This window comes from Hansschlegelia beijingensis, from assembly GCF_014196425.1.
Taxonomy (GTDB): domain Bacteria; phylum Pseudomonadota; class Alphaproteobacteria; order Rhizobiales; family Methylopilaceae; genus Methylopila; species Methylopila beijingensis.
The window spans coordinates 325,910-339,750 of record NZ_JACIDR010000003.1; the positions used below are offsets into that span (position 1 = coordinate 325,910).

17 protein-coding genes are annotated in these 13,841 nt (G+C 70.6%); 6 read left to right on the forward strand and 11 right to left on the reverse strand.

Going from position 1 to position 13,841, the window contains the following annotated elements; genetic code table 11:
* Positions 1 to 93: 93 nt before the first annotated feature.
* Genes GGR24_RS11565 through GGR24_RS11590 form a run of 6 tightly spaced genes read right to left on the reverse strand, consistent with a single transcriptional unit; the run spans position 94 to position 5,172 of the window.
* Complete coding sequence (locus tag GGR24_RS11565; RefSeq protein WP_183395508.1) at positions 94 to 1,320, reverse strand: ABC transporter substrate-binding protein; 1,227 nt, start codon at positions 1,318 to 1,320, stop codon at positions 94 to 96.
* 28 nt (positions 1,321 to 1,348) lie between these two features.
* On the reverse strand, positions 1,349 to 1,894 hold the full coding sequence (locus GGR24_RS11570; protein ID WP_183395509.1) for a carboxymuconolactone decarboxylase family protein: 546 nt from the start codon (positions 1,892 to 1,894) through the stop codon (positions 1,349 to 1,351).
* A complete protein-coding gene (locus GGR24_RS11575; protein ID WP_183395510.1) occupies positions 1,894 to 2,808 on the reverse strand; it encodes a branched-chain amino acid ABC transporter permease in 915 nt (304 codons plus the stop codon). Before GGR24_RS11575 ends, GGR24_RS11570 begins: the two co-directional genes overlap by 1 nt.
* The gene (locus GGR24_RS11580) at positions 2,805 to 3,668 is read right to left on the reverse strand and encodes a branched-chain amino acid ABC transporter permease (protein ID WP_183395511.1); all 864 of its coding nucleotides are present in this window, start codon (positions 3,666 to 3,668) and stop codon (positions 2,805 to 2,807) included. Before GGR24_RS11580 ends, GGR24_RS11575 begins: the two co-directional genes overlap by 4 nt.
* The gene (locus GGR24_RS11585; protein ID WP_183395512.1) at positions 3,668 to 4,387 is read right to left on the reverse strand and encodes an ABC transporter ATP-binding protein; all 720 of its coding nucleotides are present in this window, start codon (positions 4,385 to 4,387) and stop codon (positions 3,668 to 3,670) included. Before GGR24_RS11585 ends, GGR24_RS11580 begins: the two co-directional genes overlap by 1 nt.
* Positions 4,388 to 4,404: 17 nt before the next feature.
* A complete protein-coding gene (locus GGR24_RS11590; protein WP_183395513.1) occupies positions 4,405 to 5,172 on the reverse strand; it encodes an ATP-binding cassette domain-containing protein in 768 nt (255 codons plus the stop codon).
* Positions 5,173 to 5,365: 193 nt separating this feature from the next.
* On the opposite strand from GGR24_RS11590, the gene GGR24_RS11595 reads away from it, so the two are divergent.
* Positions 5,366 to 6,232, forward strand: coding sequence for a LysR substrate-binding domain-containing protein (locus GGR24_RS11595; protein ID WP_183395514.1), 867 nt, complete (start codon positions 5,366 to 5,368; stop codon positions 6,230 to 6,232).
* Positions 6,233 to 6,426: 194 nt separating this feature from the next.
* A complete protein-coding gene (locus tag GGR24_RS11600) occupies positions 6,427 to 7,188 on the forward strand; it encodes an SDR family NAD(P)-dependent oxidoreductase (protein ID WP_183395515.1) in 762 nt (253 codons plus the stop codon).
* Here GGR24_RS11600 and GGR24_RS11605 read toward each other — a convergent pair.
* Together GGR24_RS11605 and GGR24_RS11610 are read right to left on the reverse strand one after the other, a co-directional pair.
* Positions 7,185 to 8,441, reverse strand: coding sequence for an RNA polymerase sigma factor (locus tag GGR24_RS11605; protein ID WP_183395516.1), 1,257 nt, complete (start codon positions 8,439 to 8,441; stop codon positions 7,185 to 7,187). The two genes, GGR24_RS11600 and GGR24_RS11605, sit on opposite strands and share 4 nt — an antisense overlap.
* Positions 8,438 to 8,809 (reverse strand): YciI family protein, encoded by a 372-nt coding sequence (locus GGR24_RS11610; RefSeq protein WP_183395517.1) that lies wholly within the window; start codon positions 8,807 to 8,809, stop codon positions 8,438 to 8,440. Before GGR24_RS11610 ends, GGR24_RS11605 begins: the two co-directional genes overlap by 4 nt.
* Positions 8,810 to 8,962: 153 nt before the next feature.
* Here GGR24_RS11610 and GGR24_RS11615 point away from each other — a divergent pair, with 153 nt between their 5' ends.
* The 4 genes from GGR24_RS11615 to pqqA all read left to right on the forward strand — a co-directional run bounded on the left by GGR24_RS11615 (position 8,963) and on the right by pqqA (position 11,114).
* Positions 8,963 to 9,394 carry a VOC family protein gene (locus GGR24_RS11615; protein ID WP_183395518.1) on the forward strand — a complete coding sequence of 144 codons (432 nt, stop codon included), beginning with the start codon at positions 8,963 to 8,965 and terminating at the stop codon, positions 9,392 to 9,394.
* 35 nt (positions 9,395 to 9,429) lie between these two features.
* Positions 9,430 to 10,512, forward strand: a complete 1,083-nt coding sequence (locus GGR24_RS11620; RefSeq protein ID WP_183395519.1) for a WD40/YVTN/BNR-like repeat-containing protein — start codon at positions 9,430 to 9,432, stop codon at positions 10,510 to 10,512.
* The gene (locus tag GGR24_RS11625; RefSeq protein ID WP_183395520.1) at positions 10,505 to 10,813 is read left to right on the forward strand and encodes a MoaD/ThiS family protein; all 309 of its coding nucleotides are present in this window, start codon (positions 10,505 to 10,507) and stop codon (positions 10,811 to 10,813) included. Before GGR24_RS11620 ends, GGR24_RS11625 begins: the two co-directional genes overlap by 8 nt.
* 220 nt (positions 10,814 to 11,033) lie before the next feature.
* Positions 11,034 to 11,114: a pyrroloquinoline quinone precursor peptide PqqA gene (gene pqqA, locus GGR24_RS17940; protein WP_128779492.1), complete on the forward strand. Its 81-nt coding sequence runs from the start codon at positions 11,034 to 11,036 to the stop codon at positions 11,112 to 11,114.
* Between the two features lie 77 nt (positions 11,115 to 11,191).
* Here the strand turns inward: pqqA and metC are convergent, their stop codons facing one another.
* From metC to GGR24_RS11645, 3 genes are all read right to left on the reverse strand, one after another.
* Positions 11,192 to 12,370 (reverse strand): cystathionine beta-lyase, encoded by a 1,179-nt coding sequence (gene metC, locus GGR24_RS11635; RefSeq protein WP_183395521.1) that lies wholly within the window; start codon positions 12,368 to 12,370, stop codon positions 11,192 to 11,194.
* An 83-nt stretch (positions 12,371 to 12,453) separates the two neighbouring features.
* A complete protein-coding gene (locus tag GGR24_RS11640; protein ID WP_183395522.1) occupies positions 12,454 to 13,074 on the reverse strand; it encodes a thiamine phosphate synthase in 621 nt (206 codons plus the stop codon).
* Positions 13,071 to 13,841, reverse strand: a complete 771-nt coding sequence (locus GGR24_RS11645) for a thiazole synthase (RefSeq protein ID WP_183395523.1) — start codon at positions 13,839 to 13,841, stop codon at positions 13,071 to 13,073. The genes GGR24_RS11640 and GGR24_RS11645 overlap by 4 nt, the downstream gene beginning before the upstream one ends.

A 13,841-nucleotide genomic window follows, 5' to 3' on the forward strand; every position in this document is an offset into this window, starting at 1 on the left:
CCTCCGTGGCCGTCAGGCGCACGGCTCCCTTGCGCGCGGTCTCCACGGCCGCGCGTCGTTGTTGTTCGGCAGTTCTACTCGGACGCTGGTGCGTCAGCTCACCACGGCGAACGGGGTGTTCTTCCCGTCCTTGATGAGCTGGACGTAGAAGGACCTGTTCAGCGAGTCGCCCTTCTCGTCGAAGTCGCAGGTGCAGCCGGCGCCGTTGAAGTTGATCTTCTTTCCGTCGCGGATCATCTTCAGGGCTTCGACCACGTCGTCGACGAATTCTCCCGGAGGGTTGCAGACTTCGCGGACCGACTTGGTCCACACCGCCGCTTCCTGGGTCTTGGCGTGCTCCATCGCGAGCGCCGTGATGCAGATCTGGTCCCAGGCGTTGCCGGCGAACAGGAACACGGTGCCCTCGGGAGCGCCCATCTCCTTCACGAACCTGGCGTAGGAGGCGCTCTCGATCGGCGGGGCCGGCTGCAGGTGATAGATGCCCTCGGCGACCTCCGGTCCGACCGCCTGAAGGAACTTGCCCTCGGCGTCCGCGCCGGTGCCGAGCGAGACCACCTTGGAGGTGAAGCCGCCGCGATAGATCTCCTTCGAGATCGAGACCATGTCGGTGAGCAGCGGCAGCACGAACACGGCGTCCGGCTCCGGCCCGAAGGCCTTCTCGACTTCGGCGCGGTAGGAGGCCTGGTCGGGGTTGTACATCACGACGTCGATCACCTCGCCGCCGATCCTGGCCATCTCGGCCTTGAACGGCTCCACCATGGCGACGATGAAGGGGTTCTGCTGCGCCAGCACGGTGACCTTCCTGGCGCCGATCTTCTCCATCACCTTGGCGCCGGCCGGGCCCCACTGGCTGCTCTTGGCCTGCAGCCGGTAGATCAGCCCCTTGGTGTCGCCCTCCGTCACGGCGTTCGCCGCGCAGGACAGCATCTGCACCTTGTTGGCCGCGAGGATGATGGGCTTGGCGGCGAGCGCCTCGGGGCTGCCCCAGAAGCCGCCGACCAGCTCGACCTTGTTGACCTCGAGCAGCTTCTTGCTGGCGGTGACGCTGGTGGTCGCGCTGGTCTCGGAATCCTCGATGAACAGCTTGAGCTTGCGGCCGCCCAGGATGCCGCCGGAGTCGTTCACCTTGGAGACGACGAGGTCGGCCGCCTGCTTCATCGCCGGGCCATAGGCGCCGGTCGCGCCGGAGAACGGCAGCACCATGCCGATCGGCACGTCGGCGGCCTGCGCGATGGCGGGCGTCCGCAGCGCCGCGGCGAGCGGCAGCGCGCCGAGGCCGGCGACGACGGAGCGGCGGGTCATGGACAGGGCGTCGGTCATGCTGGCGTCCTTCTCTGGGCTCGGGTGGTCACGTCTCGAGGAGCGGGGCCGAGCGCCCGTCGTCGATCTGCAGGGCGTCGTTGAAGCGGTTGAAGAAGCCCGCGAGCGCGATGCGCACCGTGAGCTCGACGATCTGGCGTTCGGAGAAGACCTCGCGCAGGCGCTCGAACACGCCGTCGCGGATGCGGCCGGGGGTCTCGGTGACGAGGCGGGCGTATTCGACGACCAGCCGGTCGGTCGCGTCGAAGGCCGGATGGTCGAAATCCGGAAGCCCGGCGATCGCGTCCTCCGGCACGCCCTCGACGCCGAGCAGCGGCTGATGATGCGCGACGCAGTAGGCGCAGAGATTGATCTTCGAGACGGTGACGACCGCGAGCTCGATATAGCGAAGCGGAACCGCCGCCTCGGCCCTCAGCCGCAGCAGCATGCCGTAGAGCCCGTCGAGCGCCGCCGGGACGTGGGCGAGGGCCGCCGCCTGCTCGCGGAAGTCCGCATAGCCGCTCGCGAAGGTCTCGTAGAGCGCGGCCTGCTCGGGCGGCAGCGCGGAGGAGGGCAGGGGGGTGACGCGGGGCATCAGTCGCGGCCTCCGGGCAGCACGTCGGCGACCCGGCGCCGCGGCTCCGGCACGAGACCCTGCGGCCGCAGGATGAGCAGCAGCACGATGCCGACGCCGATCAGGCCGAGGCGCAGCGCCGAGAGCTGCACGCCGTCGATCGCCGAGATGAAGTCCTTGAGGAAGCGCGTGCCCTCAAGCAGCGCCATGATCGAGCCCGCGCCGAGCAGCAGGCCGACGTTGGAGCCGCGCCCGCCCGCGATCACCGCCATGAAGGCGTAGGCGGTGACGATGGGCGTGAACTGGCTCGGATCGATGTAGCGCAGGTAGAAGGCGTGCAGCGCGCCGGCGATCCCCATCACCGCGCCGCCGACCGCGAAGGCCCGCACCCTGAGGGCGAACACCGGCTTGCCGAGCGCGGCCGTCACGGTCGCGTCGTCGCGGATGGCGCGCAGCGCCCGGCCGAAGGGGGAGCGCGCCAGCCCCTCGAGCCCGAGGAACACGATCGCCAGAAGCGCGCCGGTGAAGGCGATGAAGACGAGGTCGCCGCCGAACGCCTCGCCCAGGGCCGCGAAAGGCCGCGGAATGTCCGCGATGCCGAGCGCGCCCTGCGTCAGCCACTCCTCATTGAGAATGACGAGCCGAACGATCTCGCCGAAGCCGATCGTCACGATGGCCAGGTAGTTCTCCTCGAGCCGGATCGACAGCAGCGCGAGCCCGGTGCTGAGCGCGGCCGAGATCGCGCCGGCCGCTGCCATGGCGGGCAGCCAGCCGAGCTCGGGCGCCAGCAGCGCGGTCACATAGGCCCCGATCGCCACGAAGCCGACGACGCCGAAGTTCACCAGCCCGGCGAGGCCCCACTGGAAGTTCAGGGCGAGCCCGATCAGCGCGGCTTCGCAGACCAGGATGGCGACAGTGACGAGATAAGCGGTCATTTGCGCGCAGCCTTTGCTCCGAACAGCCCATTCGCGCGGAACAGCAGCAGCGCGAGGATCACGGTGAAGCTCACGACCTGGCGGTAGTTGGTCGGGATCACGAGCGCCGACATCTCTTCCGCGACGCCGATCACGATGGCGCCGGCGACCGCGCCGAGCGGCGAGCCGAGGCCGCCCAGGATCGCGGCGGCGAAGATCGGGATCTGGTAGTTCCAGCCGATCAGCGGATCGATCGCGCGGTCGAGCCCGGCGAGGACGCCCGCGAGCCCGAGCAGCGCGCCGGACAGGGCCCAGGTCAGCCGCGCGATCACCCGGCGGTCGACGCCGCGCACCGCGGCCAGCGAGGCGTTGTCGGCGACCGCCCGCATGGCGCGGCCGAGCGGCGAGAAGCGCAGCAGCAGGTCGACCGCGATCAGGCACAGGACCACCGTGACGGCGGTCGTGATCTGTTCGTGGTTGATGCGCAGCCCCTCCCAGCGGATCGGACGCGACGGCGGGATGTCGAAGCCGCGGCTGGCGTTGCCGAAGAAGAAGCGGCAGACGTTCTCGATCACCAGCGACACGCCCATCGAGGCGACCATCAGGGTGATGGAGCCGCGCTCGCGCAGGCGCTCGAAGGCGAAGTGGTCAGCCACGACCCCCGCGAGGGCGGTCGCCGCGGCCGCCACCAGCGCCGAGGCGAACAGCGGAAGCCCGAGCTGGACGTTGGCGACCCAGGCCGCGTAGGCGCCGAAGGTCAGCATCGCGCCGACCGCGAAATTGGCGAACTTCAGCACGCCGAAGATCAGCGTCAGGGCGAGCGCCGGCAGCGCGAGCAGGAGCCCGGTGACCAGGCCGTTGAGGAAAAGCTGGGCGGCCATCAGGCGACCTTTGCGAAGAACAGGTCGCCGAGATCGGCGGGGCTGACGTCCTTGGCCGGCGCGCGCAGGCTGACCTGGCCTGCGACCAGCACCACCGCCTCGTCGGCGATCCTGAGGGCGGCGGCGACGTTCTGCTCGACCAGCAGGACGGTCACGCCGGTCTGCCGGACGCGCACGATCGCCTCCATGGTCTCGCCCACGAATTTTGGCGAGAGCCCGGCGGACGGCTCGTCGAGCAGCAGCACCTCCGGGGCGGCGAGCAGCGCGCTCGCGAAAGCCAGCATCTGCCGCTGGCCGCCCGACAGGTCGCCGGCGCGGGTTCTGAGCCGCGCGCCGAGCTCGGGGAAGAGCTCGAGAACGCGCGTGCGCTGCTCGGCCCCGACGCCCGCCCGGCCGCGCAGGAATTCGGTCGCGAGCTTGAGGTTCTCGCCGATGGTCAGGCTCGGGAAGACGTTGGCTTCCTGCGGCACATAGGCGAGGCCCGCGGCGACCCGCCGGGCCGGGGGCTCGGCGGTCACGTCCCGGCCGGTGACGCTGACGCTGCCGGCGCGCGCCGGGAGCAGCCCGGCCAGCGTCTTGACGAAGCTCGACTTGCCCGAGCCGTTCGGGCCGATCACCGTGACGATGCTCTCCGGCGCCTGGTCGAGGTCGACGCCGCGCACGATGTCGGCGCCGCGGCCGTAGCCTGCGCGCAAGCCCCTGGCCGCGAGCGCCGGCATGGAGGCTTCCGCCGGCCTCACGCCGCCACCCCCAGATAGGCTTCGACCACGCGCCGGTCCGCGATGACCTCCCGGAACGTTCCGGAGACCAGGTTGCGGCCCTCGGCCATGACGTGGACCTCGTCGCAGAGTTCGCCGATCAGATGCATGTCGTGCTCGATCAGCCCGAACGAGACGCCCTCCGCCTTCAGCTCGCGGATGAGGCGGATCAGCTCCTGCTTGACGGGCGGAGACACGCCGGCGCCGGGCTCGTCCAGCAGGATGAGCTTCGGTTCGAGCAGCAGCGCGCGGGCGAGATCGAGCAGCTTCTTCTGGCCGCCCGACAAGCCGGCGGAGGGCTGGTCGGCGAGCTTCCAGAGGCCGATCCGCTCCAGCAGCTCGCGCGCCTTCGCGGCGTTCGCGCGCTCCTCCCGCCACCATTTCGGGCGCGCGAACAGCCCCGTCGCGACGCCTTCGCCGCTTTGCCGGCGCGGCGCGAGCAGCAGGTTCTCCAGCACCGTGAGGCTGCCGAGCTCGCGCACGATCTGGAACGTGCGGGCGACGCCGAGCGCCGCGTAGCGGTGGGTGGCGAGGCCGGTGACGTCCTGCCCCGACAGCAGGACCTGGCCGGCGTCCGGCCGCACCAGGCCGGTCATGACGTTGAGCAGCGTCGTCTTGCCCGCGCCGTTCGGGCCGATCAGCCCGGTGACGCGTCCCGCCTGCAGCGCGAGGCTGGCGCCGTCGAGCGCCGCCAGCCCGCCAAAACGCTTGGCGATGTCGCGCACCTCGAGCACCGGCGCGCTCACCCGACGAAATCCGCATTGCGGCGAGGCTGGCTCTTCGTGCACGATATGCACAAGAAGCGCGCAACATCAGCCTTATTGTTGATCATTAGCCTAGTTTCTCGCCAGTAACGCTGCATGAAAACAATGCTAAAAGCGCTGAATAGCCGAGGCAAATTTATATTGCTTTGCAAAAACCAAAGAATAATTTAGCCAGATGGCGCGCACGCTCGAGATCGTCCTGCTTCGCACTTTCGTGATGCTTGTCGAGGAGCGCAGCGTCACCCGCGTCGCGCGCAGGCTGCACCGGACGCAGCCTGCGGTGAGCCTGCAGCTGCGGCGTCTCGAGGAGGCCGCCGGGCAGCCGCTGTTCGAGGCCGATCTGCGCCGCCTGCGGCTGACCCCGCAGGGAGAGGCGTTGCTGCCCTATGCGCGCGCCCTGCTGCGGATGCACGACGAGGCGCGGCTGAAGCTGGCCTCCGACGAGATCGAGGGCCGCGTCACGCTCGGCTGCCCGGATCTCTACGCCGCCTTCCTGCTGCCGGAGACGCTGGCGAGCTTCCGCCGGGCCTATCCGCGCGTCGAGGTCAGCGTGCGTTGCGCGCTGTCGCGCCAGCTCGCCGCCGAGATGGACGAGGGCCTGCTCGACGTCGCGATCGCGACCAGAATGCCGGGCGTCGACCCGCGCATCGCCGAGACCACGCGCCTGCGCAGCGAGCCTCTGGTCTGGCTCGGCGCCGAGGGCGGCGGCGCCTACCGGCGCGACCCGATCCCGCTTGCGATGCTGCCCGAGGGCAATCTCTACCGCGACCTCGCGCTCGCGGCGCTCAACGAGCACAGCCTCCGATGGCGCGTCGCCTGCGTGTCGGAGAGCATCGCCGGCTTGCAGGCGATGGCGCTCGCGGACGCGGCGGTGATCGTGCTCGCAGCCTCCGTCAACGCGCGCGGCCTCGTCGGCCTGGAGCCCGATTCCGGCCTGCCGGCGCTGCCGACGGTCGATCTCATGCTCTGGCGCCGCCGCACGAGCAGTTCGGAGGCCGCCGAACACTTCGCCCGTCATATCGAGCGCCACGTCGGCAACTGAGCCGGCGCCTCATGCCGCGGCCGGCGCCCAAATCCGCGGCGGGTCCAAGCGCTTATTTGAACTTGCTCCGGCGGGCGGGCCGCCCGCAAATCAGCCGGCTCGCTCGCCTGGCTGCCGGGCGCCACGCGGCGCAATGGCCAGCGTGAGCGCATTCACCCGCTGCGCCCTGGCGCCTTCATCTCACGGAGCCTCTCATGGACCTGAAGCTCGACGGCCTGAACGCGCTGGTCACGGGCGGCACCAAGGGCATCGGCCGCGCCATAGCGGAGACGCTTGCGGCCGAAGGCGCCAATGTGGCGATCTGCGCCCGTAACGAGGCCGAGGTGGACGCGACCGCGGCCGCGCTTTCGGCCTCGGGCGTGAAGGCGATCGGGCGCGCGCTCGACGTGGCCGACGGTCCCGCGGTCGCGGCATGGGTCGAGGAGGCCGCGGCGTCCTTCGGCGGGCTCGACATCGTGGTGGCGAATGTCAGCGCGCTCGCGATCGCCGGCGACGAGGCGAGCTGGCAGGCCGGCTTCGCCGTGGACATGATGGGCACGGTGCGTCTGGTCGATGCGGCGCTGCCCTATCTCGAGCGCAGCCGGGCCGCGTCGATCGTCACCGTCTCAAGCGTATCGGGCCGGGAGATCGACTTCGCGGCCGGCCCTTACGGCGCCTTCAAGGCCGCGCTGATCCACTACACGCAGGGCCTGGCGTTCAACCTCGCGCCGAAGAACATCCGCGCGAATTCGGTCTCGCCCGGCAACATCTATTTCAAGGGCGGCGTCTGGGATCAGATCGAGACCGGAAATCCGGAGCTGTTCGCCAGGGCGCTCGCGCTCAATCCCACCGGTCGCCTGGGCACGCCGCAGGAAGTCGCGAACGCGACGGCGTTCATCGCCAGCCCGGCGGCGAGCTTCATCACCGGGAGCAACCTCGTGGTCGACGGCGCGCTGACCCGCGGGGTGCAGTTCTAGGCGCGGCGTTCTTCGGCGCCCTGCAGACGGTCGAGGTGCGAACGGATGTGGGCGGCCTCGGCGGCGGTGCGGGCGAGCGCGATGGCGCGGCCGAAGGCCTCGCGGGCCGGGGCCTCCTCGCCAAGCTCCATGTGCAGCGCGCCCTTCACGCCGAAGAAGTAGAAATAGCCGGCGAGGCGCTCCTCGAGCGGCGCGATCATCTCGAGCGCCGCGCGCGGGCCCTTCAGCTTCGACACCGCCACCGCCCGGTTGAGCGTGACCACCGGCGAGGGCTGCAGCCGTTCGAGCAGCCCGTACAGCAGGTCGATCTCGGCCCAATCGGTGTCTTCCGCCCGAACCGCGCGGGCGTGCGTCGCGGCGATCGCGGCCTGCGCCTGGTAGGGGCCGGGCCGGCGGTGACGGACGGCCTTGCCGATCAGGTTTATGCCCTCCGAGATCAGCGGGCCGTTCCAGCGCGTGCGGTCCTGTTGGTCGAGCAGGACGATCTCGCCCGCTTCGTCGAAGCGCGCCGCGGCGCGGGCGTGCTGCAGCAGCATGAGCGCGACCAGCCCCATCGCCTCGGGCTCAGCCGGAAACAGGCGCAGCAACAGCCGTCCGAGCCGGATCGCCTCCTCGCAGAGGGGCGCGCGCAGCGGCGCCTCGCCTGAGCTCGCCGAATAGCCCTCGTTGAACAGCAGGTAGATCATCAGCAGCACCGCGCCGAGCCGCTCCGCGCGCTCGACCGGCCCGGGCGCCTCGAACGGCACGTCGGCCGCGGCGACCTTCGCCTTGGCCCGGGTGATCCGCTGCTCCATCGCGCTCTCGCCGACCAGGAAGGCGCGCGCGATCTCCGCGACCGTCAGTCCTGACACGATGCGCAGCGCGAGCGCGATCTGCTGCGGCGCCGGCAGGTCCGGATGGCAGCAGATGAACAGCAGCCGCAGCACGCCGTCGCGGTAATCGGCGTCGTCGAGCCGCTCGACCATCGCGGCCTCGGCGTCCTCGCGGTCGGAGATCAGCTCCTCGTCCGGCATCGGCGCCTGGCGGCTGACGCGGCGCCTGGCGTCGAAGGCGGCGTTGCGCCCGACGAAGATCAGCCAAGCGACGGGATCGCGCGGCGGACCGTTCTCGGGCCAGGTCCGCAGCGCGCGCAGGCAGGCGTCCTGAAACGCCTCCTCGGCCGCGTCGAGGTCGCGGAAATAGCGCAGCAGCGCGCTCACCGCCTGTGGCCTGGCGGCGGTCAGCGCCGCGTCGATCCAGGCCCGGTCGGTCATAGGGTCGGCGCCACCGGGTTGAACAGCATCACCGGCCGCACCTCGAACGACCCGCCGGAGCCGCAGGCGTCGCCGAGCTCCTTGGCGGTCTCGATGGCTTCGTCGAGCGAGGCGCAGTCGACGATGAAGAAGCCGAGCAGCTGCTCCTTGGTCTCCGCGAAGGGGCCGTCGATCACCATGGCTTCCCGGCCCTTGCGGATGGTCGTCGCCGCGGTCGTCGGCATCAGTCGCGCGACCGGGCCGAGCCGCCCCTGTGCGGCCAGCCTCTGCTGAACCGCGCCGAGATCAGCCATCACGGCGTCGTTCTTCTCCTGCGACCAGGCGCAGACCACGTCTTCTGAATCGTAGCAAAGCATCGCGTAAAGCATCGCCGGCGGTTCTCCTCGTTCCAAGGACGCGCAAAACTACTCCGGCGCGACAGTCCGCGCGAAAAATCCGCGCGAGGATGTCGGCGGCCGCGCTGCCCGGTCGTCCTTGGCGCGGGGGCCCGGGGAAACGGGCGCCGGAGCAGGGAGAGACCGATGCTTGTGCGACCCTATCTGTCGTTCGAAGGCCGCTGCGAGGAAGCGCTGGAGTTCTACAAGAGCGCTGTCGGCGCCGAGGTGATTGCGCTGCTGCGCTTCCGGGACGCGCCGGAGCCGCCGCCGCCCGGCATGGTTCCGCCGGGCTCCGAGGACAAGATCCTGCACTCCTGCTTCCGGATCGGCGCCACCGAGGTGATGGCGACCGACGGCGGCTGCGCGGGCGCGGCGACCTTCTCGGGCGTGAGCCTCGCGCTGTCGGCCCCGAGCGAAGCGGAGGCGAACCGGGTGTTCGCGGCGCTCGGCGAGGGCGGCGAGATCCGCATGCCGCTTGCGCCCACCTTCTTCTCGCCGGCCTTCGGCATGCTGGCGGACCGGTTCGGCGTCGCCTGGATGGTCGTCACCGAGCCCGAGCCGCAGGCCGGCGCATAAGAACAAGGCGGAGCATAAGACCGAAGGGGGAAGGCATGTCGAAGAAGGTGATGGTGCTGCTCGGCACCAAGAAGGGCGCGTTCATCCTGGAGAGCGACGCAGCGCGCGCGGACTGGCGACTGCGCGGGCCTTACTGCGAGACCTGGCCGATGAACCATGTGGCGGCCGATCCGGCCACCGGGGCGATCTATGGCGCGGGCGGCAATGAGTGGTTCGGGCCGGCGGTGTGGAAATCGACCGACCATGGCGAGAGCTGGAGCCATTCGAGCCAGGGGCTCGCCTATGAGCCGGGGCAGGAGCCGATCTCCACGGTGTGGAGCCTTGCGGCCGCGCATGGCCGGCTCTATGCGGGGGTGCAGCCGGCGGGCCTGTTCGTCAGCGACGACGGCGGCGAAAGCTGGAGCCATATCGACGGGCTGCAGAAGCATCCGAGCCGTCCCGAATGGAACCCGGGCGGCGCCGGGCTGATCCTCCATTCTCTCGTGGTCGATCCCCAGGACGCGAAACGCATCTGGGTCGGCATCTCGTCGGCCGGCGTTTTTCACACCCAGGACGGCGGCGAGACCTGGGAGCCGCGCAACACCGGCGTCCGCTGCGACTACTTCCCCGAGGACCAGCGCTATCCCGAGTTCGGCCAGTGCGTGCATTGCCTGGTCATGGCCCCGGGCGGTTCGGGCCGGCTCTACCAGCAGAACCATTGCGGCATGTATCGCAGCGACGACGGCGGGCGGAGCTGGGACAGCATCGAGGCCGGCCTGCCGTCGAGCTTCGGCTTTCCGGCCGCGACCCACCCGCGCGACCCCGAGACGCTGTTCCTCGTCCCGCTCAACGGCGACATCGCCGGCCGCTACATGCCGGACGCCAAGGCGGCGGTCTGGCGCACGCGCGACGGCGGCGCGAGCTGGAGCGACCAGCGGCAGGGCCTGCCGCAGCAAAACGCCTTCTTCAACGTGCTGCGCCAGGCGATGGCGGTCGACGCGCTCGAGCCGGCCGGCGTCTATTTCGGCACCGGCTCCGGAGAGGTCTACGCCAGCGCCGACGAGGGCGGCAGCTTCACCCGCATCGCCGAGCACCTGCCGACGATCTCGTCGGTCGAGACGCTCGTCGTGGATGCCTGACGTGAGGACCGAGGCGCAGACGAGCGGCGGCCGCAGCCCGGCCGTGGTGCGGCTGACGCCGCTGCTCGTGGCGCTGTTTCCAAGCGCCGAGCGGCGGCTCGAGGTGGAGGCGGGCAGCGTCGCCGAGCTGGTCGACGCGCTCGACGCCCGCTGGCCGGGCATGCGCGACCGGATCTGCGATTCCTCGCCGGCCATCCGCCGGCACATGAACGTGTTCGTCGACGGCAGGCGCGCCAGCCTCGCCACGCCGCTGCGTCCGGGCGCGGACGTCTTCATCCTGACGGCGATCAGCGGAGGGTGACCGGTCTTCAGGATGCGAACGCCTGCTTATGAAGTTCTTATACTTGCTTCTTCAGGAAGCCGCGGCAGTCCCGGCGGGCCGAAACCCTGACGACCGCCAAACATGACAAGAAATTAACTGGCGGCCGGCGGCGCGGATCCCTATCTTGTCCGTTACAGGACGCAGACGGCGATCCGACGCCCCGCGGGGCGAACCAACCGCGAGATTGATGGAGGATCAAATGGCTCTGTGGACCGCTCCCATCGTCGAAGAGACCCCGGTCGGCCTCGAGGTCACCTCGTACAGCCCGGCTGAGCTCTGAGCGCCTAGGCTCACTCTCTTCTAGCAGTTCGAAGGCCCCGCCAGCGCTTGCTGAGCGGGGCTTTTCTTTGCCTCGGCTCAGCCGACCGCGCCGTAGCGGGCCAGCCCGGCGTCGAGATCGGCGACCAGGTCCTCGACGTCCTCGAGGCCGATGTGGAGCCGGACCGTCGGACCCTGCGGCGCCCATTTGCTGGCCGTGCGCATCGGGCGCGCGTCGAACGGGATGGCGAGGCTCTCGAAGCCGCCCCACGAATAGCCGAGCCCGAACAGCTCGAGCTCGTCCAGGAAGGCCGCCAGCGCGGCCTCCGAACCGGGCTCGAGCTCGATCGCGAACAGGCCCGAGGCGCCGGTGAAGTCGCGCTTCCACAGCGCGTGGCCCGGATCGCTCTCCAGCCCCGGGTGCATGACCCGCGCCACCTCCGGCCGCGACTGCAGCCAGCGCGCGACGCGCAAGCCCGCCGCCTGGTGGTGCGCCAGCCGCACGCCGAGCGTCCTCAGGCCGCGCAAGGCCAGGAACATGTCGTCGGGGCCGCAGCACAGGCCGAGCGCGCCATGCGTGGTGCGAAGCGCCGCGGCGTGGGCGGCGTTGGCCGAAACCCAGCCCATCATCAGGTCGGCGTGGCCGCCGAGATATTTGGTGCCGGCCGAGACCGCGAGATCGACGCCGTGATCGTGCGCCTTGAAGAACAGCGGCGTCGCCCAGGTGTTGTCCATGATCACCGCCGCGCCGCGCGCGTGCGCCGCGCCGGCGATCGCCGGAACGTCCTGCACCTCGAAGGTCAGCGAGCCGGGGCTCTCGACGAACACCGCCTTGGTGTTGGGGCGCATCAGGTCCGAGACGTGAGCCCCGACCGAGGCGTCGTAATAGCTGGTCTCGACGCCCATGCGGCGCAGCATGCCGTCGCAGAACCGGCGGGTCGGCTCGTACACGGTGTCGACCATCAGCAGATGGTCGCCGCTCTTCAGCGCCGTCATCAGCGCGAGCGACACGGCGCTGACGCCGGACGGCGCGAGCGCGACGTGCTGGCCGCCCTCGAGCTGCTTGAGCGCGTCGCTCAGCGCCTCCGAGGTCGGCGTGCCGCGCCGGCCGTAGGTGTAGCGGCCGCGCGCAGCCTTGAAGTCCGCGACCGTGGACCAGAGCACCGTGGAGCCGTGCACCACCGGCGGGTTCACGAAGCCGAACTGCTCGTCGGAGCTTCGGCCGCCGAGCACCAGCTCGGTCATGGGCCCGTACCTGCGATCACCGAAACGGGCCATGCGTGAACTTTCCAGGTGCTGCCGATGATGCGGCGCCGCGAAGCTCCTCCATTTGCGATCACGCGCGAGAAACTGCAAGCCGGTCAGACGGCCGCGACGGGGCTCCGGGTGGCGGCGATCCATTCCCGCGCGCGTTCCTCGGGATCCGGGGCCCCGAGCACGTCGTTGACGACCGCCGTGACGTCGGCGCCTGCCTGAAGGCAGAGGCGCGCGCGCTCGGGGGTCAGTCCGCCGATCGCGACCAGCGGCCGATCTCCGATCAGCCGCTTCCACTCGCCGATCCGATCGAGCCCCTGCGGCGCGAACGGCATCTGCTTGAGGATGGTCGGCCAGATCGGGCCGAGCGCCACATGATGAGGGTCGAGCGACAAGGCGCGGTCAAGCTCCGCGCGGTCGTGGGTCGAGACGCCGAGCCTGATTTCAGCCGCCCGGATCGCCTTGAGGTCAGCGCCGTCGAGATCCTCCTGGCCCAGGTGCAGAAACTCCGCGCCCTCGTCGATGGCGATCTCCCAGTAGTCGTTGACCACGAGCGTCGCGCCGGCGGCGCGGCACAGGGCGAGCGCCTCGCGGATCTCCGCGCGCAGGGCCTCCTGGGGCTTCTGCTTGATGCGGAGCTGGATCAGCCGCGCGCCGGCGCCGACCAGCCGGCGCACCCAGGCGGCGCTGTCGACGACCGGGTAGAACGGATCGAGACGCGCGCTCATGCGAGGCTCGCGCGGCCGAGCACCGGCGTCGAGGGCGCGGCCATGTCGCGCGGCTCGATCGGGCCGGCGAGGTAGCCGGCGCGGCCGGCCTCGATGGCCCGCGCGAAGGCGCCCGCCATCGCGACCGGATCGCCGGCCTTGGCGACGGCGGTGTTGAGCAGCACGGCGTCATAGCCGAGCTCCATGGCGGCCGCGGCGTGCGAGGGCTTGCCGATGCCGGCGTCGACCACCAGCGGCACGTCGGGGAAGCGCGCGCGCAACGAGCGCAGCGCATAGACGTCGTTGAGCCCGAGCCCGGTGCCGATCGGCGCGCCCCACGGCATCAGCACGCGGCAGCCCGCCTCCAGCAGGCGGTCGGCCACGCCGAGATCGGCGGTCGTGTACGGAAACACCTCGAATCCTTCCGCCGAGAGGATCTTCGCCGCCTCCACAAGGCCGAAGACGTCGGGCTGCAGCGTGTCGGCGTCGCCGATCACCTCGAGCTTGATCCAGGGCGTGCCGAACACCTCGCGCGCCATCTGCGCGGTGGTGACGGCCTCCTTCACCGAGTGGCAGCCGGCGGTGTTGGGCAGCACCCGCACGCCGAGGTCGCGGATCAGCCCCCAGAAATCCTGTCCCTCGCGCAGCCGGCCGGACTCGCGGCGCAGCGAGACGGTGACGATGTCGCAATCCGCCGCCCGCACCGCGTCGGCGAGGATCGCCGGGGAGGGGTAGAGCGCGGTGCCGAGCAGCAGCCGCGAGCGCAGCGCAACGCCATAGAAATCCAT

Excerpts from the sequence above, each read along its gene's own strand:
- GGR24_RS11565 (WP_183395508.1), bottom strand. The coding sequence starts at position 1,320 with ATGACCGACGCCCTGTCCATGACCCGCCGCTCCGTCGTCGCCGGCCTC.
- GGR24_RS11570 (WP_183395509.1), bottom strand. The coding sequence starts at position 1,894 with ATGCCCCGCGTCACCCCCCTGCCCTCCTCCGCGCTGCCGCCCGAGCAG.
- GGR24_RS11575 (WP_183395510.1), bottom strand. The coding sequence starts at position 2,808 with ATGACCGCTTATCTCGTCACTGTCGCCATCCTGGTCTGCGAAGCCGCG.
- GGR24_RS11580 (WP_183395511.1), bottom strand. The coding sequence starts at position 3,668 with ATGGCCGCCCAGCTTTTCCTCAACGGCCTGGTCACCGGGCTCCTGCTC.
- GGR24_RS11585 (WP_183395512.1), bottom strand. The coding sequence starts at position 4,387 with ATGCCGGCGCTCGCGGCCAGGGGCTTGCGCGCAGGCTACGGCCGCGGC.
- GGR24_RS11595 (WP_183395514.1), top strand. The coding sequence starts at position 5,366 with ATGGCGCGCACGCTCGAGATCGTCCTGCTTCGCACTTTCGTGATGCTT.
- GGR24_RS11600 (WP_183395515.1), top strand. The coding sequence starts at position 6,427 with ATGGACCTGAAGCTCGACGGCCTGAACGCGCTGGTCACGGGCGGCACC.
- GGR24_RS11605 (WP_183395516.1), bottom strand. The coding sequence starts at position 8,441 with ATGACCGACCGGGCCTGGATCGACGCGGCGCTGACCGCCGCCAGGCCA.
- GGR24_RS11610 (WP_183395517.1), bottom strand. The coding sequence starts at position 8,809 with ATGCTTTACGCGATGCTTTGCTACGATTCAGAAGACGTGGTCTGCGCC.
- GGR24_RS11615 (WP_183395518.1), top strand. The coding sequence starts at position 8,963 with ATGCTTGTGCGACCCTATCTGTCGTTCGAAGGCCGCTGCGAGGAAGCG.
- GGR24_RS11620 (WP_183395519.1), top strand. The coding sequence starts at position 9,430 with ATGTCGAAGAAGGTGATGGTGCTGCTCGGCACCAAGAAGGGCGCGTTC.
- GGR24_RS11625 (WP_183395520.1), top strand. The coding sequence starts at position 10,505 with ATGCCTGACGTGAGGACCGAGGCGCAGACGAGCGGCGGCCGCAGCCCG.
- pqqA (WP_128779492.1), top strand. The coding sequence starts at position 11,034 with ATGGCTCTGTGGACCGCTCCCATCGTCGAAGAGACCCCGGTCGGCCTC.
- metC (WP_183395521.1), bottom strand. The coding sequence starts at position 12,370 with ATGGCCCGTTTCGGTGATCGCAGGTACGGGCCCATGACCGAGCTGGTG.
- GGR24_RS11640 (WP_183395522.1), bottom strand. The coding sequence starts at position 13,074 with ATGAGCGCGCGTCTCGATCCGTTCTACCCGGTCGTCGACAGCGCCGCC.
- GGR24_RS11645 (WP_183395523.1), bottom strand. The coding sequence starts at position 13,841 with ATGGATTTCTATGGCGTTGCGCTGCGCTCGCGGCTGCTGCTCGGCACC.